This window comes from Microbacterium neungamense, assembly GCF_024971095.1.
In the GTDB taxonomy this organism is placed as follows: Bacteria; Actinomycetota; Actinomycetes; order Actinomycetales; family Microbacteriaceae; genus Microbacterium; species Microbacterium neungamense.
The window spans coordinates 70,816-90,830 of record NZ_CP069717.1 but is presented as its reverse complement, the minus strand read 5'-3'; the positions used below and the strand labels follow the sequence as shown (position 1 = coordinate 90,830).

The 20,015-nt window shown below is 70.7% G+C and carries 22 protein-coding genes and 1 pseudogene; 14 read left to right on the top strand and 9 right to left on the bottom strand.

The window, feature by feature from the left end; all coding sequences use genetic code 11:
- Positions 1-37 precede the first annotated feature (37 nt).
- Together JSY13_RS00475 and JSY13_RS00470 are read right to left on the bottom strand one after the other, a co-directional pair.
- Positions 38-1,330 carry a dicarboxylate/amino acid:cation symporter gene (locus JSY13_RS00475; RefSeq protein WP_259607072.1) on the bottom strand — a complete coding sequence of 431 codons (1,293 nt, stop codon included), beginning with the start codon at positions 1,328-1,330 and terminating at the stop codon, positions 38-40.
- A gap of 162 nt (positions 1,331-1,492) precedes the next feature.
- A complete protein-coding gene (locus JSY13_RS00470; protein ID WP_259607071.1) occupies positions 1,493-1,981 on the bottom strand; it encodes a hypothetical protein in 489 nt (162 codons plus the stop codon).
- Between the two features lie 469 nt (positions 1,982-2,450).
- On the opposite strand from JSY13_RS00470, the gene JSY13_RS00465 reads away from it, so the two are divergent.
- The 11 genes and pseudogenes from JSY13_RS00465 (at position 2,451) to JSY13_RS00420 (ending at position 10,915) form a co-directional block, all read left to right on the top strand.
- Positions 2,451-3,338: a hypothetical protein gene (locus JSY13_RS00465; RefSeq protein WP_259607070.1), complete on the top strand. Its 888-nt coding sequence runs from the start codon at positions 2,451-2,453 to the stop codon at positions 3,336-3,338.
- Positions 3,339-3,484: 146 nt separating this feature from the next.
- Positions 3,485-3,736 carry a hypothetical protein gene (locus JSY13_RS00460; RefSeq protein WP_259607069.1) on the top strand — a complete coding sequence of 84 codons (252 nt, stop codon included), beginning with the start codon at positions 3,485-3,487 and terminating at the stop codon, positions 3,734-3,736.
- Positions 3,737-3,959: 223 nt separating this feature from the next.
- Complete coding sequence (locus JSY13_RS00455) at positions 3,960-4,529, top strand: CDP-alcohol phosphatidyltransferase family protein (protein WP_259607068.1); 570 nt, start codon at positions 3,960-3,962, stop codon at positions 4,527-4,529.
- A 75-nt stretch (positions 4,530-4,604) separates the two neighbouring features.
- Positions 4,605-6,941 carry a phosphoribosylformylglycinamidine synthase subunit PurL gene (gene purL / locus JSY13_RS00450; protein ID WP_259607067.1) on the top strand — a complete coding sequence of 779 codons (2,337 nt, stop codon included), beginning with the start codon at positions 4,605-4,607 and terminating at the stop codon, positions 6,939-6,941.
- A gap of 61 nt (positions 6,942-7,002) precedes the next feature.
- The gene (locus tag JSY13_RS00445) at positions 7,003-7,149 is read left to right on the top strand and encodes a hypothetical protein (protein ID WP_259608260.1); all 147 of its coding nucleotides are present in this window, start codon (positions 7,003-7,005) and stop codon (positions 7,147-7,149) included.
- A 266-nt stretch (positions 7,150-7,415) separates the two neighbouring features.
- Positions 7,416-8,147, top strand: coding sequence for a DUF2786 domain-containing protein (locus JSY13_RS00440; RefSeq protein WP_259607066.1), 732 nt, complete (start codon positions 7,416-7,418; stop codon positions 8,145-8,147).
- On the top strand, positions 8,144-8,275 hold the full coding sequence (locus JSY13_RS00435; protein ID WP_259607065.1) for a hypothetical protein: 132 nt from the start codon (positions 8,144-8,146) through the stop codon (positions 8,273-8,275). Before JSY13_RS00440 ends, JSY13_RS00435 begins: the two co-directional genes overlap by 4 nt.
- 187 nt (positions 8,276-8,462) lie before the next feature.
- A complete protein-coding gene (locus tag JSY13_RS00430) occupies positions 8,463-8,786 on the top strand; it encodes a cupin domain-containing protein (RefSeq protein ID WP_259607064.1) in 324 nt (107 codons plus the stop codon).
- Positions 8,787-8,795: 9 nt separating this feature from the next.
- Entirely contained in the window at positions 8,796-9,146 is a 351-nt protein-coding gene (locus tag JSY13_RS00425) for a TraR/DksA family transcriptional regulator (protein ID WP_259607063.1), read from the top strand.
- Between the two features lie 160 nt (positions 9,147-9,306).
- A pseudogene (locus JSY13_RS12625) lies at positions 9,307-9,456 on the top strand (LacI family DNA-binding transcriptional regulator); the annotation flags it as partial.
- Between the two features lie 574 nt (positions 9,457-10,030).
- Positions 10,031-10,915 carry an amidohydrolase gene (locus JSY13_RS00420; protein ID WP_259608221.1) on the top strand — a complete coding sequence of 295 codons (885 nt, stop codon included), beginning with the start codon at positions 10,031-10,033 and terminating at the stop codon, positions 10,913-10,915.
- A gap of 76 nt (positions 10,916-10,991) precedes the next feature.
- Here JSY13_RS00420 and gnd read toward each other — a convergent pair whose 3' ends face one another.
- From gnd to JSY13_RS00385, 7 genes are all read right to left on the bottom strand, one after another.
- Positions 10,992-12,047, bottom strand: a complete 1,056-nt coding sequence (gnd, locus tag JSY13_RS00415) for a phosphogluconate dehydrogenase (NAD(+)-dependent, decarboxylating) (RefSeq protein WP_259607062.1) — start codon at positions 12,045-12,047, stop codon at positions 10,992-10,994.
- A 122-nt stretch (positions 12,048-12,169) separates the two neighbouring features.
- Entirely contained in the window at positions 12,170-12,505 is a 336-nt protein-coding gene (locus JSY13_RS00410) for a TetR family transcriptional regulator C-terminal domain-containing protein (RefSeq protein WP_259607061.1), read from the bottom strand.
- A 155-nt stretch (positions 12,506-12,660) separates the two neighbouring features.
- Positions 12,661-13,257 carry a DeoR/GlpR family DNA-binding transcription regulator gene (locus JSY13_RS00405; protein WP_259607060.1) on the bottom strand — a complete coding sequence of 199 codons (597 nt, stop codon included), beginning with the start codon at positions 13,255-13,257 and terminating at the stop codon, positions 12,661-12,663.
- Positions 13,258-13,521: 264 nt separating this feature from the next.
- The gene (locus tag JSY13_RS00400) at positions 13,522-13,818 is read right to left on the bottom strand and encodes a chorismate mutase (RefSeq protein WP_259607059.1); all 297 of its coding nucleotides are present in this window, start codon (positions 13,816-13,818) and stop codon (positions 13,522-13,524) included.
- A gap of 121 nt (positions 13,819-13,939) precedes the next feature.
- A complete protein-coding gene (locus tag JSY13_RS00395; protein WP_259607058.1) occupies positions 13,940-15,067 on the bottom strand; it encodes a lactonase family protein in 1,128 nt (375 codons plus the stop codon).
- Positions 15,068-15,222: 155 nt separating this feature from the next.
- Positions 15,223-16,509 carry an adenylosuccinate synthase gene (locus JSY13_RS00390; RefSeq protein ID WP_259607057.1) on the bottom strand — a complete coding sequence of 429 codons (1,287 nt, stop codon included), beginning with the start codon at positions 16,507-16,509 and terminating at the stop codon, positions 15,223-15,225.
- Between the two features lie 331 nt (positions 16,510-16,840).
- A complete protein-coding gene (locus JSY13_RS00385) occupies positions 16,841-18,094 on the bottom strand; it encodes a cytochrome P450 (protein ID WP_259607056.1) in 1,254 nt (417 codons plus the stop codon).
- A gap of 129 nt (positions 18,095-18,223) precedes the next feature.
- Between JSY13_RS00385 and JSY13_RS00380 the strand changes: the two genes are divergently transcribed.
- From JSY13_RS00380 to JSY13_RS00370, 3 genes are all read left to right on the top strand, one after another.
- Positions 18,224-18,955 (top strand): hypothetical protein, encoded by a 732-nt coding sequence (locus JSY13_RS00380; RefSeq protein ID WP_259607055.1) that lies wholly within the window; start codon positions 18,224-18,226, stop codon positions 18,953-18,955.
- Positions 18,956-19,030: 75 nt separating this feature from the next.
- Positions 19,031-19,429, top strand: coding sequence for an SseB family protein (locus JSY13_RS00375; RefSeq protein ID WP_259607054.1), 399 nt, complete (start codon positions 19,031-19,033; stop codon positions 19,427-19,429).
- Positions 19,426-19,863: a hypothetical protein gene (locus JSY13_RS00370; RefSeq protein ID WP_259607053.1), complete on the top strand. Its 438-nt coding sequence runs from the start codon at positions 19,426-19,428 to the stop codon at positions 19,861-19,863. The genes JSY13_RS00375 and JSY13_RS00370 overlap by 4 nt, the downstream gene beginning before the upstream one ends.
- Positions 19,864-20,015: the final 152 nt, after the last annotated feature.

The window sequence follows — 20,015 nt, the reverse complement described above, 5'->3', positions numbered from 1 at the left end:
GCCGCGCGGTGAAGCGGGCGGCACACGCCCTCTCGGTTCAGGCGCGCTCGGGAGCTTCGTCCGCCTCGCCGGCGCCGCCCGACGCTGCGGACTCGCCCGGCGCGCCGGCCTCGTCGTGCTCGGCGTGCGGCGTGCCGAGGCGTCCCCGCGAGAGCTTGTTCACGATGAGGGCGATCGCGCCGTCGCCGGTGACGTTGGTCGCCGTGCCGAAGCTGTCCAGCGCGATGTAGGCGGCGAACATCAGGCCCACCTCGGCCTCGCCGAAGCCGAGCATCTGCACCAGCAGCCCCGCCGCGGCCGCGATCGCGCCGCCGGGCACGCCCGGGGCGGCGATCATCATCACCGCGAGCATGAAGATGAACGGCAGGAAGCTGCCGACCGTGACGTCGCCGCCGGTGATCAGCAGCACCGCCACCGAGAAGCAGGTGATCTTCACCATCGAACCCGACAGGTGGATGGTCGCGCACAGCGGGATGACGAATCCGGCCACGGCATCCGTCACGCCGTTGCGCTTGGCGGACTCGAGCGTCACCGGGATCGTCGCCGCCGACGACGAGGTCCCGAGGGCCGTGACGTACGCGTCGCGCATGCCCCACAGCGCCTTCAACGGGTTCACGCCCGCGATCACCCCGGCGACGGTGTACTGGATCAGCAGCACGACCACGGTCAGCGCGAACGAGACGACCACGACGAGCAGGAACTTCGTGATGACGTCGACCGCCGAGCCGCTGTGCGAGAGGTCCATGAAGATGCCGAAGATGTACAGCGGCAGTGCGGGCACGATGATCCTACGGATGAGCGCCTCGATGATGGCGCGGAACTCGATCGCCCCCTGCAGCACGACCTTGCTGCGCATGGCGGTCAGGCCGATGCCGATCACGAAGGCCAGCACGAGCGCGGACATGACGTCCATGACCGGGGCGAGCACGATCTCGGTGGCGCCGCCGTCCGAGGCCGCCACGACGGAGAAGTACGGCGCGAACGGCGACGAGCTCTCGTCGAACGAGATGCTGCCGGATCCGCTCAGGAACGCCGTGAACAGCCAGCGGCTGACCACGTAGGCGAGCAGCCCGGCGAGCACCGTGGAGACGTAGGCCATCACCGCGGTGAGACCGAGCCAGCGGCCGGCGCCGCGGCCGAGCTCGGCGATCGCCGGGGTGACCAGGCCGAAGATGATCAGCGGCACGGCGAATCCGAGCAAGCCCGAGAAGATCGAGTTGTAGGTGAGGAACACGTTGCCGAGCCAGAGCGGCATGATCGGACCGACCAGCACGCCGAGCACGATGGCGATGAGGATCCACCCCAGCAGCGGGATTCGCAGCAGCTTCATGAGCACCCTTCACGATGAGCCGGCCGGGACGTTCCCGGCCCCGGATCCGGGCGTGACCATGGGAGATCCGCCCGGGCCATGGTAGTGGATGCCCTCGCCAGATGGCGTGCCCGCGTCGGCGCGGGGATGCGGGTCGGTCCGTCCTGCGTCGCGGAGTGAGCCTTACTGCTTCGCCAACCGCACGGTCACGGTGGCGTCCAGAGCAGTGACGTTGTAAGAGATCTCACCTTCCGTGTACGTGAAGGTCTTCGTGTCGTCGCTCGACGCCATGATCGACGTGTTGGTCTTGCTCTTGTCGTTCACGGAGTCCCACGTGAATGTCGTTGAACCGTCCCGAGGGACGTCGACGGTGCCCGCCCAGTAGAGCGCGGACATGTCCGGTCCGTTCCAGTAGACCTCGATCGTCGAGCCTGTGATGGTCGCGGTCTGAAAGCTCTCCTCGGAGTTCGCGTTCGTCTGCTTCCATTCGCCGGTGAGGTCGACCGGCTCCGGCTTCTCGGTCTTAGCCTCCGGCGAGCCCGAATCGGCCGACGACTGCGACGCGGGCTTCTGCGCCGAGGGCGTTGCATCGCCCGAGCAGGCGGCGGTACCCAGCCCCAGGAGCGTGAGCAACGCGATGACGGCTACGGTCTTGTCGGCCGAGGATTTCATGATGTCCTTTCACAACTTCTGCGTGGGGTTACGCGGGTAGATGCCAAATCTTCGTCGCCCCGATACAGTGTGATCCAACCGATCCATGCGGATAACTAAGGGCCACGGAAGCATATCGTCGAGTACGCAGCAGCGAGACATCGAGCAGGCGCAGGACCGGTGCCTTCGGCACATGTCGCCGAGGGCGAATCGAGCGCTATCTCACGAGGAGGACAGAATGTCCGTTCCAATCCCTCCCACCGATGGGCCATCTCCACAGCTCCCGCCCCCAAGCCCGCCATCGGGCCCGCCATACGGTGGGCCATCTCCGCAGTTCCCGCCCTCGGCCCCGCCATCTGCTCCGCCGGCGCCATGGCGACTCGCAAGCTCCACCGCATCCGAGCCACCGTACGGTGTACCACTTCCGGCAGCACCAGATGGCCCGGTCGGTCCGCCCGACGAGAAGCCGAATGTTCTCGCCCTCATCGCGATGATCCTCGCCATCATCGGGCTCGTCTTCGCGTGCATCCCAGGCGCGCTTGTGGTCGGCTGGGTGCTTCTGCCGATCGCTTTCGTGTTGAGCATCGTGTCGCTATTCCTCAAGGGCAGCCGGAAGTGGATGGGTGTCGTCGGTCTGATCGTCTCGGTCGTCGGCACGGTCATCGGGTTCATTGTGTTCTTCGCGGTGGTCACCACGTCGTTCGATGACGCCTTCGGCAGCCCCGAGACCGCAGTAACCGAGCAGGCCGACGACGCAGAGACAGACACGACGTCTGAGACCGATTCACAGACGGCCGCGCCGGTCGATGCTCGGAAGGATCTGGTGCTCGTCGAGACAGCGTTCGGTCAGAGCAGCTACGACCCGACTGTCTGGTGGTATGTAGCCATCTTCGAGAACCCCAACCAGGATTACGTGTTCGCCAACACCGGCATCGATGTCGAGGCGGTGGACGCCGCCGGCACGATCCTCGATTCATCGAGCGACTACCGCACGATCTTGTCGGGTCGTTCAGCGGTGTCCGGAATGTTCTTCTCCGTCGGGGGCGGGCAGATCGCGAACATCGACGTGCGGGGACCGGCGGCAACCGAAGCGACCCGTTCCCCAGCTTCAGAAACCGGATCCTTCCAGATCACGGAAGTCGTGCCGACCACCGACGATTATTCGACCTCCGTCCATGGGAAGGTGACGAGCTCCTTCAGCGCAGATCAGGAACTCGTCCAGATCGTGGTTGTCGCTCGCGACGGGACCGGCAAGATCATCGGGGCTGAATCGGGATACATCGACCGTCTGCCGACTGGTGGAACGGCGCAGTTCGAAGTGAACTTCTTCGACCCGCTGCCGGGTGACACCCAGTACGAGGCCTACGCGATCCTCTGATACTCGTTTGCGGGGCGAGCGCTGTCGATCCGGCCACACTCGGCGGGGGACGATGTCGTGCAGTGAGCTGTTCGCCACGGTGGCATGCTGGTACTCAGCCCCGGCCGCCGACGCGTCCGCCGCGACGCGTCCGCGGCAAGGCGCGGATGAAGGGCACCGCGGAGATGAAGGAGGTCGCGCCGATGGCATCCGATGAGACGAGCGAGCCGCCGGCCGTCACCGAGGACCGCCTGCGACGGGAGATCGCGCGTGTGCTCGCGGATGCCGCGCCCGAGGACTGGACCGCGATCCGGTACACGGCCGCCACGGTCGGCGGGATCGCCGACGTCGACGTAGGACGCCCAGGTCCGCGAGTACGGCGATCTGCTCCTGCGCATCTGGGGCCTTGCCAGTCATGAGCAGCTCGCGATCGCGTTCGCCCTCGCTGCCTCCGCCACCCTCGAGGAGATCGAGACGGCGCTGTCGTCGGACGACGGACGGCCGCTGCTGGGCTGAGCTCGGACGCGGGTTCGGGTGCCGGGTCGGTGCCGCGGGTGTGGGGGATGCCGTCGGCCGGATGCCGCGGGCAGGCTTGCGGTGGGGCGCCGACTCGATCATCCTTGCGCCACGGGAGGAACGCGCATGGACACCGCACAGCCAAGGCCCCGCCCGCACTGGGCGACGATCCCGAACGCCATCACGCTCCTCCGTCTCCTGCTGATCGCACCGGCGTTCGTCCTCATCGTGCGCGGTGAGTTGCCGGGGCTGGCCCTGGCTCTGCTCGCCCTGTTCGGGACGACCGACTGGGTCGACGGCTTCCTGGCCCGCCGGCTCGGCCAGACCAGCGCGTTCGGGGCGCTGTTCGACCCGGTCGCCGACCGGCTGGGCGTCGGCGCCCTCGTGCTCGCGCTCGTGATCGGCGGACATCTCCCGGCCTGGGTGGTGCTCGTCATCGCCGGGGTCGATGTCACCCTCCTGATCGTGAGCGTCGCCACGCGCCTGCGGGTCACGCCCGCCAGCTCGCGGCTCGGCAAGCTGCGCACCGCGATCCTGATGGTCGGCCTCGTCCTCGTCGGCGTCGGCCTTCTCCCGGCGCTGGACGCCGTGGGCACGGTCGGCCTCGTCGTGACCTCGGTCGGGGCCGTGCTCCACATGGTGACGGGGATCGGGTACTTCCGCGAGATGGTCACCGGGGGACGAGAGGCGGCGTAGAACGCCGGGCACCGGCATCCGGAACCGCGCCGGTAGACTGGACCCGCCCCGCCTCCCTCTCCTCCAGGAGTCCGCGTGACCGCCGCCCCCGAAGCATCCGCCACCACCCACGTCCCCGACTCCGTCGAGAACGCGATCGCCACTCCGGACAAGGAGCAGCCGTACGCGGCCCTCGGTCTCAAGGACGACGAGTACGCGAAGATCAAGGAGATCCTCGGCCGCCGCCCCACGTCGGGCGAGTTGGCGATGTACTCCGTGATGTGGTCGGAGCACTGCTCCTACAAGTCCTCGAAGAAGTACCTGCGCCGGTTCGGGCAGAAGGTCTCCGAGGAGATGAAGAAGCGCCTCATGGTCGGCATGGGCCAGAACGCGGGCGTCGTCGACATCGGCGAGGGCTGGGCGGTGACCTTCAAGGCCGAGTCGCACAACCACCCGTCGTTCATCGAGCCGTTCCAGGGCGCCGCGACCGGCGTCGGCGGCATCGTCCGCGACATCATCTCGATGGGCGCCCGCCCGGTGGCCGTGATGGACGCGCTCCGCTTCGGCGCCATCGACCACCCCGACACCCCGCGCGTGGTGCACGGCGTGACCGCCGGCATCAGCTTCTACGGCAACTGCCTGGGCCTGCCGAACATCGGCGGCGAGACCGTCTTCGACGCCGTCTACCAGGCCAACCCGCTCGTGAACGCCCTCGCCGTCGGCGTCCTCCGCCACGAGGACCTCAAGCTCGCCAACGCCACCGGCGTGGGCAACAAGGTCGTCCTGTTCGGCGCCCGCACCGGCGGCGACGGGATCGGCGGCGCCAGCATCCTGGCATCCGACTCCTTCGACGAGAGCGGCCCGACCAAGCGCCCGGCGGTGCAGGTGGGCGACCCGTTCGCGGAGAAGGTGCTCATCGAGTGCTGCCTCGAGCTGTACCAGAAGGAGCTCGTCGAGGCGATCCAGGACCTCGGCGCCGCGGGCATCTCGTGCGCCACGAGCGAGCTCGCCGCGAACGGCAACTCGGGCATGCACGTGTCCCTCGACAACGTGCTGCTGCGCGACCCCACGCTGACCGCTGAGGAGATCCTCATGTCGGAGTCGCAGGAGCGGATGATGGCGATCGTCGCCCCCGAGAAGCTCGACGCGTTCATGGCAGTGGTGGACAAGTGGGAGGTCGAGACCAGCGTCCTCGGCGAGGTCACCGGCGACGGGCGCCTCGTCATCGACTGGAAGGGCGAGCGCATCGTCGATGTCGACCCGTCCACGGTCGCGGTCGACGGCCCGGTCTACGACCGTCCGGTCGCCTACCCGGCGTGGCTGGATGCGCTGCAGGCGGATGCCGCGGAGAACCTGCCCCGCTCGACCGAGCCGGCCGAGCTGCGCGCGCAGTTCCTGAAGCTGGTCGGCTCGCCGAACCTCGCCGACACCTCCTGGATCACTAACCAGTACGACTACTACGTGCTCGGCAACACCGCCCTCGCTTTCCCCGACGACGCCGGCATGATCCGCGTGGACGAGGAGTCCGGCCTGGGCTTCGCGATCGCGACCGACGCGAACGGCCGCTACTGCCAGCTCGACCCGTACGCCGGTGCGCAGCTCGCCCTCGCCGAGGCGTACCGCAACGTCGCCGTCACCGGCGCCGAGCCCACCGCGATCACCGACTGCCTGAACTTCGGCTCTCCCGAGAACCCGGAGGTCATGTGGCAGTTCGGGCAGACCGTGGACGGTCTCGCGGACGGATGCTACGAGCTGGGCACCCCGGTCACGGGCGGCAACGTGTCGTTCTACAACCAGACCGGTGACACCCCCATCCACCCGACCCCGCTGGTCGGCGTGCTCGGCATCATCGAGGACGTCTCGCGCCGCATCCCGTCGGGCTGGCAGGACGAGGGGCAGAACATCTACCTGCTCGGTACGACGTCGACCGAGCTGTCCGGCTCGGCCTGGGCCGATGTCATCCACGGGCACCTCGGCGGGCGCCCGCCGGCCGTGGATCTCGGCGCCGAGAAGCGGCTCGCCGGGCTGATCGCGGCGGCGCGCGACGAGTGGCTGATCTCCTCGGCCCACGACCTGTCGGCGGGCGGCCTCGGGCAGGCGCTCGCGGAGGGCGTCATGCGCTTCGGCGTCGGCGCACGCGTGTGGCTGAACGAGATCATGGAGCGGGACGAGGTGGATGCCGCGACCGCGCTGTTCTCCGAGTCGACCGGCCGCGTGATCGTGACCGTCCCGCGCGAGGAGGACGTGAAGTTCCGCGGGCTGTGCGAAGGCCGGGGCTACCCGGTGCTGCGCATCGGGGTCACGGACTCGGTGCCGCAGCTCGAGGTGCAGGACCTCTTCACCGTCTCGGTCGAGGAGCTCCGCGAGACCTCCCGCGCCACCCTGCCCGCCGTCTTCGGCCCGACGGTGACCGAGCCGGCTCCCGGTCGTTGAGCGCAGCGAGACGGGACGCACCCCCGGTCATTGAGCGACGAGCGGAACGAGGAGACGAAACGTGACGGACATCCGCGATCCGGACGAGGACTACGGCGACCTCGGGGAACGCCGCACCCGCCGCATCCGCATCGTCGCCTGGGTGACGATCGTCGCCCTCATCGTCGTCGGCGGCGGCGCCACGGGTCTGAGCCTGCTCTTCGGCTGAGCGCGCCGCTCGGGCATCCGCGTCACCTCGCCCGATGCGCGCGCGGAACCGCGCTGTCCACGCGGAACCATCCTGTTCGAGCGAATTCGATGGTTCCCGGTGAAGAAGGTGGTTCCCCGCGGCGGCAGCCGGGTTGCCCCGTTGGCTCTCCACAGCAAGCGGGTTCGAGCGATCTCTCCACAGGGGCCGTCCGCACCTGACTCGCGCGCCTCCTGATGAGGGTGGCTCTCCGAAGGATGTGTGACATCCGAAGGAAGGAGGCCACGATGACCGAGGCCAAGCTGGATCTCATCACGAAGCTGCTGGCGAAGGCGGAGAGCACGACGCCGGAGGAGGCCGAGGCGCTCACCGAACACGCGGAACGCCTGATGCTGAAGTACGGCATCGAGCAGGCGCGCATCGATGCGCGGCGTGCGGAGCGCGGGCAGCCGCAGGAGGAGATCGTCAAAGAACGGATGCTGTTCACGGGCGTCTACGCGCGAGACGTCCGCGAGATCGGCGCCGGGGTCGCGAATGCGCTGGACAGCATCCGTCCGCTGTACGGGGAGCGGCCCGGTGGAGGCATGCTGCTGTTCCTGGTCGGCTACGCCTCCGATGTGCGGCAGGCGAGGCTGCTGATCGAGAGTCTGCAGGTGCAGGCCATGGTCGCGATGCGGGCGTGGTGGGCGATCGAGCGCCACCGGTACTGGTGGGAGCCGGATGCCGAGAAGCGGAGGGCGCGGAGCGGATTCCTGCGCGGATTCGGCGTCGGTGTCGCGGCGCGGATCCGGGAGAACCGGCGGGCGATCGTCGAGGCGTCCGGCACCGGGACCGACCTCGTGCTGGCGTCGCGACGCGAACGCGTGGACGCCGTCGCCCGCACGATGGCCCGCGGGTACGCCCGGCGGCGCCAGGGTGCCGACGCCTACGCGTTCGCCCGCGGACGCATCTCCGGGAGCGAGGCGAACACCGGCGAGCGGGCCGTGCCGCCCGGCGGCGGCGCGGGACGCGGGGAGTGACCGCGGATGCCGGCACTGGGCGTGCACTCGGGGGGGCGAGCGGGGCAGGCGAGATCCAGGTCTTCCTGAACGCCGGCATGGACGGCATCTTCAGCGACCACCCGGACATCGCCGCCACCGTCGGCTGAGTCCCTCGCACAGGCCCCGGGGCTGCTGCGTCCGCCGCAACACCCCGGGGCCCTCTGCTCCCCACCGGACGCTGAGCCCGTCGAAGCGTCGCCCCGCCCCACGGACGCCAAACCCGTCCAAGCGCCGTCCCGTGCCACGGGCCGTGTCCCCCACCCGGCGTATGCTGAGCCCGGAATGGAGGCGCCCATGACCATCCAGCCCATCGACCTCGCCCCCGACGCCAACATCGAGGGATACCTGATCGGCTCCCCGGTGAGCATCATCCGCGAGTTCACCGCCGCCGCCGGCGCTGGCCCGCGCCTGCACCGGCATCCGTACGCGGAGACCTTCATCATCCACCGCGGCCGCGCACTGTTCACCGTCGGCGAGGAGCGGGTCGTCGCCGTCGGCGGACAGATCCTCGTCGCACCGGCGCTGGTCGCGCACCGCTTCGAGGTCCTCGACGGCGGCACCTACGAGGCCACGCACGTGCATGCGAACGACCGCTTCGTCACGGAATGGCTGGAGTAGCCGGCCGCCATGGCTGACCGCCGCCGGGAGCTGCTCGACGCCATGCGGGCGGATGCCGCGGCGCGCGCCGAGGCCGCGGCATCCGCTCTCGCCGAGCTGGTGCGCGACCGGCAGGGCACGAACGACGACGACGAGCACGATCCCGAGGGCGTGACGCTGTCGTCGGAGTGGTCACGGCTCACGGCGCTGTCGGATGCCGCCACCGCCGAGCTGCGGCAGGTGGATGACGCGCTGTCCCGGCTGGAGGCCGGCACCTACGGCATCTGCCTCGGGTGCGGGAAGCCGATTCCGGTCGAACGGCTGGAGGTGCGGCCGTTCGCGGAGAGGTGCGTGCCGTGTGCGGAGGCGTCCCGGCGGTGAGGGTCTGCGGAGGGCGCTTCGTCTCGCGGCGGCTTCGCCGTCGCTCGCTCAACGACCGGGGAAGGGGAACGCCCGCGGGAAGGGGCGCTTCGTCTCGCGGCGGCTTCGCCGTCGCCCGCTCAACGACCGGCCCGGGAACGCGGGGCGGTAAGTTCGGAGCATGCGATCCCATGACCGCGCGGTCACCCTCCAGGACATCGCGGACCGCCTCGGGGTCTCCCGCTCCACGGCGTCGTTCGCGATCACCGGACGCGGCCGCGTGTCGGAGGAGATGCGACGCCGGGTCCTCGAAGTGGCTGACGAGCTCGGATACCGCCCGAACACCGTCGCCCGCAACCTCCGCGGCGCCCGCACCGGCATGCTCGCCCTGCGCCTGCCGCCGGACAGCACCACGATGGCGTACTACACCGAAGCCGCCTTCGGCGTCGTCGAGGAGGCCGAACGCGCAGGCCTCATCGTCTTCCTGCTCACCACGGAGCCGGAGCCGGAGCGCTTGCGCCATCTCCCCGCGGATGCCGTGATCATCCTCGACCCCGCGCTGGACGACCCGGTCGCGCGCACCATGCTCTCCGGCCGGATCCCGGTGATCACCGGCGAGCCGGTCCCGCACGGGCTGCCCGCCGGCAGCGGCGAGATCGTCAGCGACCACGCATCCGCGATGCGCGAGCTCCTCGATCACCTGGCCGAGCGCGGCGCACGCCGACCCGCCATCGTCTTCCCCGACCTGCAGAACCATTGGGCGTTCACGGTGCGCTCGGTCTTCGAGGCGTGGTGCGCGGAGCACGGCATCCGTCCCCGTGTGGCGGAGGTGGCGCATCCGGCCGGCTGGGCGCTGCTGCTCGACTACCTGTTCCTGCCGATGATCAACTACCTCATCATCGGCGATCGAGGCCGACGGCGAGTTGCCGGTGCGGCTGCGGCTCTCCCCGTGGTGCGAGCCGCACATGACGGATGCCGAGGTCGACGAGCTCATCGCGATGCAGGGCCGCGGCGGCCGCCGCTATCGGATCGAAGGCATCAAGCTGTTCATCGACGGCACGGTCGAGGGCGGCACGGCCTGGCTCGCCACGCCGGATTCGGAAGACGAGGGACTCGCCTCCACGTGGCCGGATGCCGAGACGTACGCCGCCCGCATCCGCCGATTCCACGCGCACGGCGTGCCGACCGCCACGCACGCGATCGGCGAGCGCGGCATCCGTGTCGTCGCGGAGACCCTGGCAGGCCTGCCGGCGGGCGGGCCGCAGCACCGCATCGAGCACCTGGAATCGGTCGAGGACGACGTCATCGCGCTGATCGGCCGCAGCGGGATCGCCGCGAGCATGCAGCCCACGCACTGCACGCACCACGTCCGCCCGGACGGCAGCGACGACTGGTCGCGCCGGCTGGGGCGCACCCGCGCCGAGCGGGCCTGGCGCACCGGCGATGTGCGACGCAGCGGCGCGATCCTCGCGCTCGGCTCGGACTGGCCGGTCGCCGGGTTCGACCCGTGGGAGATCATGGCGGATGCCCGGGCGCGGCGCCCCGTCGCACAGCCCGCCGCCGAGCCGGTGCGGCCCGACCAGGGGCTCACCGCGCTCGAGGCGCTGGAGGGGTACACCACCCACGCGCACCGCGCGATCGGTGCCGAGGGCGGACGACTGGTGCCCGGGGCGCCGGCGGATCTCGTCATCGTGGACCGCGATCCGCTGGTGGCGACGCCCGAGGAGCTGCTGGGCACGCGGGTGCTGCTGACGATGGTGGAGGGCGCGGCGACGGCGGGGGCTGCGTAGGAGCGCGTTTCGTCTCGGGTGCCTTCGGCTCCCTCGCTCAACGGCCGGGAGGGGGCAACGACCGGGAGGGGGACGGTCAGTGGGAGTCGGACTTGCGCGCGCCGGCTTCGAGGACGTCGCCGGCGGGACGCTCCTTGTGACCGCCGAACTGCATCCGCATCGCGGAGAGCACCTGGTTGGCGAAGTGGTCCTCGTCGCGTGAGGCGAAGCGCTCGAAGAGGGACGCCGCCAGCACCGGCACCGGCACGCCGACGTCGACGGCGGCCTTGACCGTCCAGCGCCCCTCGCCGGAGTCGGAGACCCGGCCGGCGAGTCCCTCCAGCGTCGGGTTCTCGTGCAGCGCGGCGGCGGTCAGATCGAGCAGCCACGACGAGATCACCGAGCCGCGGCGCCACAGCTCCGCGACGGCGGCGGTGTCGATCGGGAACTGGTAGAACTCCGGCTCCTCCAACGGCGCGACCTCGGCGGAGTGCTCCGCCTCGCGCACCCCGGCATCCGCGTTCTCCAGCAGGTTCAGTCCCTCGGCGATCGCCGCCATGATGCCGTACTCGATGCCGTTGTGCACCATCTTCACGAAGTGCCCGGCGCCCGCCGGGCCGCAGTGCAGGAAGCCCTGCTCCTCGGGAGCCAGGTCGCCGGTCCGTCCCGGCGTGCGCTCGATCTCCCCGGCGCCGGGTGCGATCGTGCGCAGGATCGGCTCCAGGTGACGCACCGCGGCATCCGACCCGCCCACCATCAGGCAGTACCCGCGCTCGAGGCCGAACACGCCGCCGCTGGTGCCGATGTCGACGTATTCGATGCCGCGCTCGCGCATCGCGGCGGCGCGGCGGACGTCGTCGCGGTAGTTCGAGTTGCCGCCGTCGATGAGGATGTCGCCCGGTTCCAGCACCGCGGCGACCTCGTCGGCCACGGCTCCGGTGAGCGAGGCGGGCACCATCATCCACACCACGCGCGGGGTTTGCAGCTTGGCGGCCAGATCGGGGATGCTGTCCGCGCCGGTCGCCCCTTCCGCGGCGAGCGCGGCGACGGCATCCGCATTCACGTCGTAGACGACGCAGTCGTGTCCGTCCCGCATGAGGCGACGGACGATGTTGCCGCCCATCCGTCCGAGTCCGATCATCGCCAGCTGCATGTCTGCTCCTCCCGAGGCGGGCGGCTCGCGCGGCGAGCCCGGTCGAGGGTCATCCTCGCATGAGCACGCGCCGCGCTCAACGCACCCGCGGGCGCCGGCTCGTCGCCGCAGGCGCCCTCCGGTCAGCGCGCCGCGACCGCGCCCGGGTGCTCGGCGAGGTGCGAGACCGCCGCGAGTCCCGTCCACAGCCGCTGCAGCCGCTCCACCATGTCGATCGAGCGATCGAGCAGCCACTGCTGCTGCAGCCCGTCCGCAGCCGCGATGATGAGGTCGACGGCGGCATCCACGTCGAGGTTCTCACCCAGCTCGCCGGTCGCCTGCGCGTGATGCACCGCCCGCCGCATCCGCTCGCGCACCCACGCGTACCGCTCGGTGAAGAACTCGTGCGCCGGATGCCGTCCGACGCTCGCCTCCGCGATGACCTTTCGGGAGGGGGATTCCCGGCTTTCCGAGAACACCCGTATTCCAACTCCCGAAAGTGACCGGCAATTACGAGACCGCCGGACCGCGAATGGAACGCTCGGTGAACGGATGGTGAGGCGGGTGGCCGGCCGGATGGATGCTGCGATACCAGCGCCTTCTGCGACCCGAACGCCTCGCTCGGACGACCGGCTCAGTCGGCGATGCGCACCTCGAAGCCGGCGTCGCGGAGCGCCTCGCGCTCGGCATCCGGGATGCCGGCATCCGTGAGCACCATCGGGAACAGGTGCGCCCCGCCGACCGCGGCGAAGGCCTCCGCGCCGACCTTGGCGGAGTCGGCGACGATCACCGCGCGCCGGGCCCGCTGCGCCATGAGCCGGTTCACCGCAGCTTCGCGCTCGTCGTGCGTGGTCGCGCCGGCGGATGCGGAGAGGCCGTTCACGCCGATGAAGGCGATGTCGAGACGGATGCCGCGCAGCAGCTGTTCCACGAAGGGCCCGACCAGCTCGTAGCTGCGCGCGTGGATCACCCCGCCGGTGACGACCACCTTCAGCTCGGGACGCATGGCAAGCTGGGCGGCGATGTTCACCGCGTTCGTGACCACGGTGAGGCCCTGCTCGGGCAGGTCCTCCCGCGCGGCGAGCGCGGCGGCGATCGCGGTCGTGGTCGTGCCGCCGGACAGGCCGACGGCGCTGCCCGGGGCGACGAGGGCGGCGGCCGCGCGGGCGATGCGCTCCTTCTCGTCGGTGCGCTGGTGGCTCTTGTACCGGATCGGCAGCTCGTACGCCACGGACTGCGCGACCGCTCCGCCGTGCGTGCGGGTGAGCAGGCGCCGTTCGCTCTTATGATCGTTTAACGGCGGTACCGATCAGAATACCGCACCGACGGTTGCTGGCGTCTGAGGCGTTCCCGGCCGGTCGGCGGGGTGGGCTCTCGCCGGTGGGGGCCTTCCGCATCCGAAACACCCTCGCGCGGTGCGGAATGCTCCCGGCGGCATCCGCAACCGGCCGCACGCGCGGCGGGCGCGGAGGGGACGGATGCCCGAGGCGCGGGATCACCGGTTCTCGGCGGCCTCCGAGTGGTGACGGATGACCTCGGCGACCACGAAGTTGAACCACTTCTCGGCGAACTCCGGGTCGAGGTGCGCCTCCTCGGCGAGCGCGCGGAGGCGGGCGACCTGCTGCTCCTCGCGGGCCGGGTCGGATGGCGGCATCCGATGCTCCGCCTTGAGCCGGCCGACCTGCTGCGTGCAGCGGAAGCGCTCGGCCAGCATGAAGATCAGAGCGGCGTCGATGTTGTCGATGCTGGCGCGCAGACGCAGCAGCTCGTCGCGGGCGGCTTCAGCGGTCATGATCCTCCAAGGTCGGCGTAGCTACGACGATAGCGATCCGGCACCGGTGTGTGACGGCCGGCCGGGTGCCGGTCGACCGGGTGCCGGTCGACCGGGGACCGCGCGGTGTCAGGCGCCGTGCTCAGCGGACCGGCAGCACCTGGGTCGGTGTCGGCACGGTGGCGACGTGACGGACGTCGCGCGGGGCGCCGGTGCGCTCGTCCAGGTCGACGACGGCGACCGTGTTCGACCGCTGGCCGGACACCAGCAGCGTGCCGTCGTACACGAGGTGGTGCCGCGGCCAGTCGACGCCGGACTCGGTGACCGCGAACGGCTCGAGCGTCTCCCCCGAGCCGCGCACCCGCAGTGCGGCGAGGGTGTTGCTGCCGCGGAGGGCGGTGTACAGCGTGGCGCCGTCGCGCGAGCGGGCGAGCTCGGCGGGGAAGTCGGCGCCGATCTGCGCGATGGGCGTCACGGTCGTCGCGCCGACGAGATCCCAGCGCCCGTCGGGACCGGATGCCAGGGTGAAGACCTCGCAGGAGTACTCGGTGACCACGTGGAGATGGCCGCTGGGGTGCAGCACCATGTGCCGCGGCCCGGTGCCGCGCGGGAGGGCGACCTCGTGGTCGATCGCGAGGCCCGCGCCGCTCGGGCGCCAGATCCGCACCAGGTCGAAGCCAAGGTCGGTCGTGGCGATGCGCCCGTCGGGGAGGAACACGGCGGCGTGCGCGTGAGAGGAGCGGGGGTCCTCTCCGGCCGGCACCGGGTAGGGGTCGGATGCCGCCGCGCCGGCGCCTGGCCGAGCGGCATCCGTTCCGTCATCGCCGTCCTCGCCCGTGTCGCCGCCGAAGAGGGCGGTGCGCAGCGCGGCCGCGGCATCCGCCTGCGCCGGCACGATGCGGCCGTCACGGTCGAGGCCGTACCGGACGACGCGGCCGTCGCCGTAGCAGCTGGCGATCAGCATCCGTCCGTCCGGCGACACCGAGAGGTGGCACACGGCCTCGCCCGCCGGGACGGGATCGCCGAGCGGGCGCAGCGTGGCGGCATCCGTGCGGGCGAAGGCCTGCACCGATCCGGCTCCCTCGAGGGCCGCGTACACGATGTCGAGCACCGGATGCGGAGCGAGCCACGAGGGCGAGGCGACCGGCGCCGCGACGCCCCGGTAGGCGAGCGTCGTCGGACCGCGCCCCTCGTCGACCGCGAGGAAGCCGATGCCCTCGGCGTCGCCGTCCATGTCACTGCCGTACCCGCCGACCCAGAACCGCGTCATGCCCCCATCCTCCCCCGTCTCCCCCACCCCCCGCGTCCGCGCGCCCCCCGCGCCCCGCGCCGCGCGCCCCCCGCGTCTATTTGTGCTGTTCTGCTGCTTCAGCGCACGCTAGGCAGCAGAACGGCACAAATAGACGGAGAAGGGCCGGGGCGTTCTCAGTCGAGGAGGTCGTGGCGGACGATGACCTGGTCGCGCTCCGGGCCGACGCCGATGACGGAGATCCGGGTGTTGCTCATGCCCTCGAGGGCGAGCACGTAGTCCTGCGCGTTCTGCGGCAGGTCCTCGAACGTGCGGGCGCCGGAGATGTCCTCGCTCCATCCGGGGAAGTACTCGTAGATCGGCTTGGCGTGGTGGAAGTCGGTCTGGTTCACCGGCACCTCGTCGAAGCGCGTGCCGTCCACGTCGTAGGCCACGCACACCGGGATGCGGTCCAGACCGGTGAGGATGTCGAGCTTGGTGAGCACGAGGTCGGTGATGCCGTTGATCCGGGTCGCGTACCGCGTGATCGGGGCGTCGTACCAGCCCACCCGGCGCGGCCGGCCGGTGGTGGTGCCGAACTCGAAGCCCTGCTTGCGCAGCCACTCGCCGTGCTCGTCGAACAGCTCGGTCGGGAACGGACCGGAGCCGACGCGGGTGGTGTAGGCCTTGACGATGCCGACGATGCGGTCGAGCCGGTTCGGCCCGACGCCGGACCCGGTGGATGCCCCGCCGGCGGTCGCCGACGAGGACGTCACGAACGGGTAGGTGCCGTGGTCGACGTCGAGCATGGTGGCCTGCCCGCCCTCGAACACGACGACGTCGCCGCGCTCGAGCGCCTCGTCGAGGAGGAGGGCGGTGTCGGCGACGAGCGGACGCAGCCGCTCGGCGTAGGACAGCAGGTCCTCCACGATCTCCTCGCACGTGATCGCACGCCGGTTGAACACCTTCACCAGCAGGTGGTTCTTCTGGTCGAGGGCGCCCTCCACCTTCTGCCGCAGGATGTTATCGTCGAAGAGATCCTGCACCCGGATGCCGACGCGGTTGATCTTGTCGGCGTAGGCGGGGCCGATGCCGCGCCCGGTGGTGCCGATCATGCGCTTGCCGAGGAAGCGCTCGGTGACCTTGTCGAGCGTGCGGTGGTACTGGGTGATGATGTGGGCGTTCGCGCTCACCTTCAGCCGGGAGATGTCCACGCCGCGGGCGGAGAGCGCCTCGAGCTCGCTGAAGAGCACCTCGAGGTCGACCACGACGCCGTTGCCGATCACAGCGTTCACGCCCGGGGTGAGGATGCCGGAGGGCAGCAGGTGCAGGGCGTACTTCTCGTCGCCGACGACGACGGTGTGCCCGGCGTTGTTGCCGCCGTTGTACTTGACGACCCAGTCGGTCCGCTCGCCGAGCAGGTCGGTGGCCTTGCCCTTGCCCTCATCGCCCCACTGGACGCCGACGATCACGATTCCTGGCATGGGTGGACCCCCCTGAAGCTGCCGCTGTTCGCCGGGTTTGCACCGGCCGATGAGCTGGCCCGAACGGGCGCCCCCATCCTATCGGAGGCGTGTCGGCGCCCCGGTGCTCGAGATCCCGAGCCCGCGGCTCGCTAAGGTGACCTGCGGAGGCAGAGATGACCAGGTGGTGGCACCTCGCCCGGCTCGCGGCGGCCGCGCTCATCCTCGCGGCGATCCTCGCGCAGCTGCAGCGCACGCTCGGGATCGCCCTGCGGTCCGAGACGCCCTGGGGATCGACCGCGCCCGGCCCGCGCGACGATCTCCGCCCGCGCGACGATCTCGGACGGCGGGCTCAGTGGCCGGGCGTGAACCGGATCGGGAACCGCACCGGCCCGGTGTTCCCGGAGACCGGGAGCCACTCACCGGGACCGTCGGGCTCGGCATCCGGCATCCGCTGGGCGAGCAGCGGCAGCGCGACGGACATGTCGGTGCGCGCGACGAAGTGACCCAGGCAGTGGTGGATGCCGCCGCCGAAGCCGGAGTGCAGCGGGCGGTCCTCCACGCGGATGTCGAAACCGGGCTCGTCGCCCATCCGGGACGGATCGGTGCCGATCGCGTGCGACAGCACCTGCACGATGCCGCCCTTCGGCACGTGCAGGCCGTTCAGGTCGACGTCCTCGGTCGCCTCACGGGTCACCCAGGTCACCGTCGGGTTGACGCGCATCACCTCCTCGACGGCGCGGCCGCCGAGTTCCGGATGCTGCGCGAGCAGCGCCCACTGATCCGGATGCGCGAGGAACGTCTGCAGGGCGAGGCCCAGCTGGTTGCGGGTGGTCTCCATCCCGGCGAACGCGAGGAAGACGAGCGCCACGCTGAGCTCCCGGCGGCTGAGCTGGGACTCGGTCCCTGAGCCTGTCGAAGGGGTCCCTGAGCCTGTCGAAGGGGTCCCTGAGCCTGTCGAAGGGTCGTGGGCCTGCACGAGCGTGGTGACGAGGTCGTCCTGCGGCCGGGCGAGGCGGTCCTCGATCACCTCCTCGATGTAGCCGGTGAGTCCCTCGAGTGCCGCCTCGATGCGGGGCAGGTCGTCGCGCACGCGGATGCCGAAGGACTTGCCGAGGTCGTCGACCCAGTGCGCGACCTGCGGCCACTCGTCGTCCGGCAGACCGAGCAGGTAGCAGAGGATGCGGGAGGCGTACGGTTCGGCGAACTCGGAGACGAACTCGACGCGACCGCGCGGGGCGAACGCGTCGATGAGCTCGTTCGCGAGGGCCTGGAACCGCGGCCGCATCGCCTCGATGGTCTTGTTGCGGAACGCCGGACCGAGAAGCTTCCGCAGCCGCAGGTGGTCGGCCCCCTCCAGGCTCAGCAGCGTCTCGCCCCACCACTGCTGCCACGGCCCGTCGTGGATGCCGTTCTGCGCGGGCCAGCGTGCGTTCCCCTGCTGGAAGCGCCGGTCCTTGAGCAGCGCCGTGCCCTCCTCGTAGCGCAGCACCGCCCAGCCGTAGGGCGTCTCCGCGTACCAGCTGGTGTCGCGGGCCTCGTGCACGACGTCGGAGTTCACGTCGAAGGCGGTGTCGGCGAGGTCGAGGAACGGCACTGTTCGCATGCTCGGAGCATAACCGCGCGGAGCTCGGCATCCGGCGACGATGACACGGCGTGGGTGGTTCTCCCCATGTGCGCGGCGCCGCGCGCCCGGTTAGGGTGCTCGCAGAGGAAGTGCCGTACGAGGAGACCGATGAGCGCGATCAAACCGATCATCCGCGAGCTCAAGCAGGCCGCCCTCCGAGGTTTCGCCCACGCGGACCGCAAGCTGCACCAGGTCACCGCGAACATCGCCGATCACGTGGACACCGTGGTCCGGCAGGTGCGGTCGCAGGACCGCTTCGACGACAGGCCGGACACGCCGCGCACGCCCGAACCGGGCACGCAGCTGGGCCGGGGCGAGCGCGACGACCTCGCACGCGGCGGCCGCTACTCCGTCGTCTTCTTCGACGGCCGAGCGCAGCGGGACTACTACGAGACGGAGAACCCGACGCTCGGTGCGGAGGGGCGCCCGTTCTGGGTCATGCCGCTCGAGGACGGCGCACACGTCTCCAGCGCGTCCGACGCCGCACGCGCGACCGGCATGTCTCCGGCGACCATGCGCGCTTACACGGGGTACGAGATCGACTGGACCACGGGCGATCCGGACCTGTCCCGGCCGGTGACCAACCCGGACGACCGCGCCATCCACGGGATCGTGTTCCCGAACGACGCCGCACCGCCGCAGCGCACCGCGACCGCGGCGGACGCCGACGGCTGGGCGCACTTCCTCGAAGGAGGGCACACCGCCGTCAACACCGGGTCCGGGTACATGCTCAACGACGTGCGCGAGTTCGTCATGGACGGCGGATCGGTCGTACCGCCGGGCTCGTTCGGATTCCAGATCGGCCTCGACGGCTCCTGGAACGTCACCCGTGCCTTCTGACCTGCCCACTAATCTGGGAGACGGCGTGCGACGAGAAGTCGGGACGATCCGGCCGCCGGAAGTTCGGAGCGTGAGATGAGTGACCACCGCAAGGCGATCCCGGCCGTGGAGCGGGCGATCCTCGGTGCGCGGCAGGGAACGCTGACGCCGGAGACGGCGCTGTGGGCCCTGGCGGCCGCCGAGGTGTACTTCCTCGCCGAGGACGAGCCGAAGGGCGCGAGCCTCCCTGAATCACCGGTGCTCCTGGAGCGCGAGGGCCATCAGTTCCTGGCCGTGTTCACGTCGGGCGACGCGATGACGACGTACCTCACCGGCAAGCGAGCGGCCGTGCGCATCAACGGATTCGAGCTGCTGCAGCGGATTCCGCCGTCGGTCGGCGTCGTGGTCAACCCCGGCGCCGACGCCGCCCTCGAGCTGCCCGCGCAGGGCCTGGCGGAGTTCGTCCACGACGTGCGGAACACCCCCGCTCCATGACACGGCACACCGTCATGGTCAGCCTGTGGCAGCGCGCGGAGCTGCTGGCCGAGGACGACGGATGGTCCATGGTGGTCGACGACCGCTGGTTCGAGCGCATCGACGAGGCGGAGGTGCTCGCGCGATTCGGCCGCGGCGCGCTCGACCGCCGGGCGGCGCGGGGATCGGATCGTGAGAGCGGCTACGACCGCCGTGCCCCGCTGATCGCTGAGAGCGTCTCCGAGGCGATCGAACGCCGCGGGTGGACGGTCGAGGCGAGCGACCGGCTGTCGTTCCGGGCGACCGCAGCGGGCGCGCGGATCGACGTGGAGGCGCAGCCCGGGCGGGACATCCGGGTCCGCGCGCAGGTGGCTGAGCTCACGGTGGACGAGCGGACGGAGGACGTCTCCGCCGTCGAGCAGAGGCTGCTCGATCTCACTGCCGGAGACCGCTGAGCGGCGCAGGGGCGGGTGCTCCCCCGGGGGCGCCCGATAGCCTGTACCGGGGGATCTGCGGTCGTGGCCGGTCCCCGACGCAGGAGGAGAGACTGAATGACCGATGTCCCGGTTCCCGGATCCACCTCGTCGGCGCCGCCCCCGCCGCCGGC

Bases quoted from the DNA above. Each gene is read 5' to 3' on its own strand.
- JSY13_RS00475 (WP_259607072.1), bottom strand. From the start codon at position 1,330: ATGAAGCTGCTGCGAATCCCGCTGCTGGGGTGGATCCTCATCGCCATC.
- JSY13_RS00470 (WP_259607071.1), bottom strand. From the start codon at position 1,981: ATGAAATCCTCGGCCGACAAGACCGTAGCCGTCATCGCGTTGCTCACG.
- JSY13_RS00465 (WP_259607070.1), top strand. From the start codon at position 2,451: ATGATCCTCGCCATCATCGGGCTCGTCTTCGCGTGCATCCCAGGCGCG.
- JSY13_RS00460 (WP_259607069.1), top strand. From the start codon at position 3,485: ATGAAGGGCACCGCGGAGATGAAGGAGGTCGCGCCGATGGCATCCGAT.
- JSY13_RS00455 (WP_259607068.1), top strand. From the start codon at position 3,960: ATGGACACCGCACAGCCAAGGCCCCGCCCGCACTGGGCGACGATCCCG.
- JSY13_RS00440 (WP_259607066.1), top strand. From the start codon at position 7,416: ATGACCGAGGCCAAGCTGGATCTCATCACGAAGCTGCTGGCGAAGGCG.
- JSY13_RS00430 (WP_259607064.1), top strand. From the start codon at position 8,463: ATGACCATCCAGCCCATCGACCTCGCCCCCGACGCCAACATCGAGGGA.
- JSY13_RS00425 (WP_259607063.1), top strand. From the start codon at position 8,796: ATGGCTGACCGCCGCCGGGAGCTGCTCGACGCCATGCGGGCGGATGCC.
- gnd (WP_259607062.1), bottom strand. From the start codon at position 12,047: ATGCAGCTGGCGATGATCGGACTCGGACGGATGGGCGGCAACATCGTC.
- JSY13_RS00400 (WP_259607059.1), bottom strand. From the start codon at position 13,818: ATGACCGCTGAAGCCGCCCGCGACGAGCTGCTGCGTCTGCGCGCCAGC.
- JSY13_RS00395 (WP_259607058.1), bottom strand. From the start codon at position 15,067: ATGACGCGGTTCTGGGTCGGCGGGTACGGCAGTGACATGGACGGCGAC.
- JSY13_RS00390 (WP_259607057.1), bottom strand. From the start codon at position 16,509: ATGCCAGGAATCGTGATCGTCGGCGTCCAGTGGGGCGATGAGGGCAAG.
- JSY13_RS00385 (WP_259607056.1), bottom strand. From the start codon at position 18,094: ATGCGAACAGTGCCGTTCCTCGACCTCGCCGACACCGCCTTCGACGTG.
- JSY13_RS00380 (WP_259607055.1), top strand. From the start codon at position 18,224: ATGAGCGCGATCAAACCGATCATCCGCGAGCTCAAGCAGGCCGCCCTC.
- JSY13_RS00375 (WP_259607054.1), top strand. From the start codon at position 19,031: ATGAGTGACCACCGCAAGGCGATCCCGGCCGTGGAGCGGGCGATCCTC.
- JSY13_RS00370 (WP_259607053.1), top strand. From the start codon at position 19,426: ATGACACGGCACACCGTCATGGTCAGCCTGTGGCAGCGCGCGGAGCTG.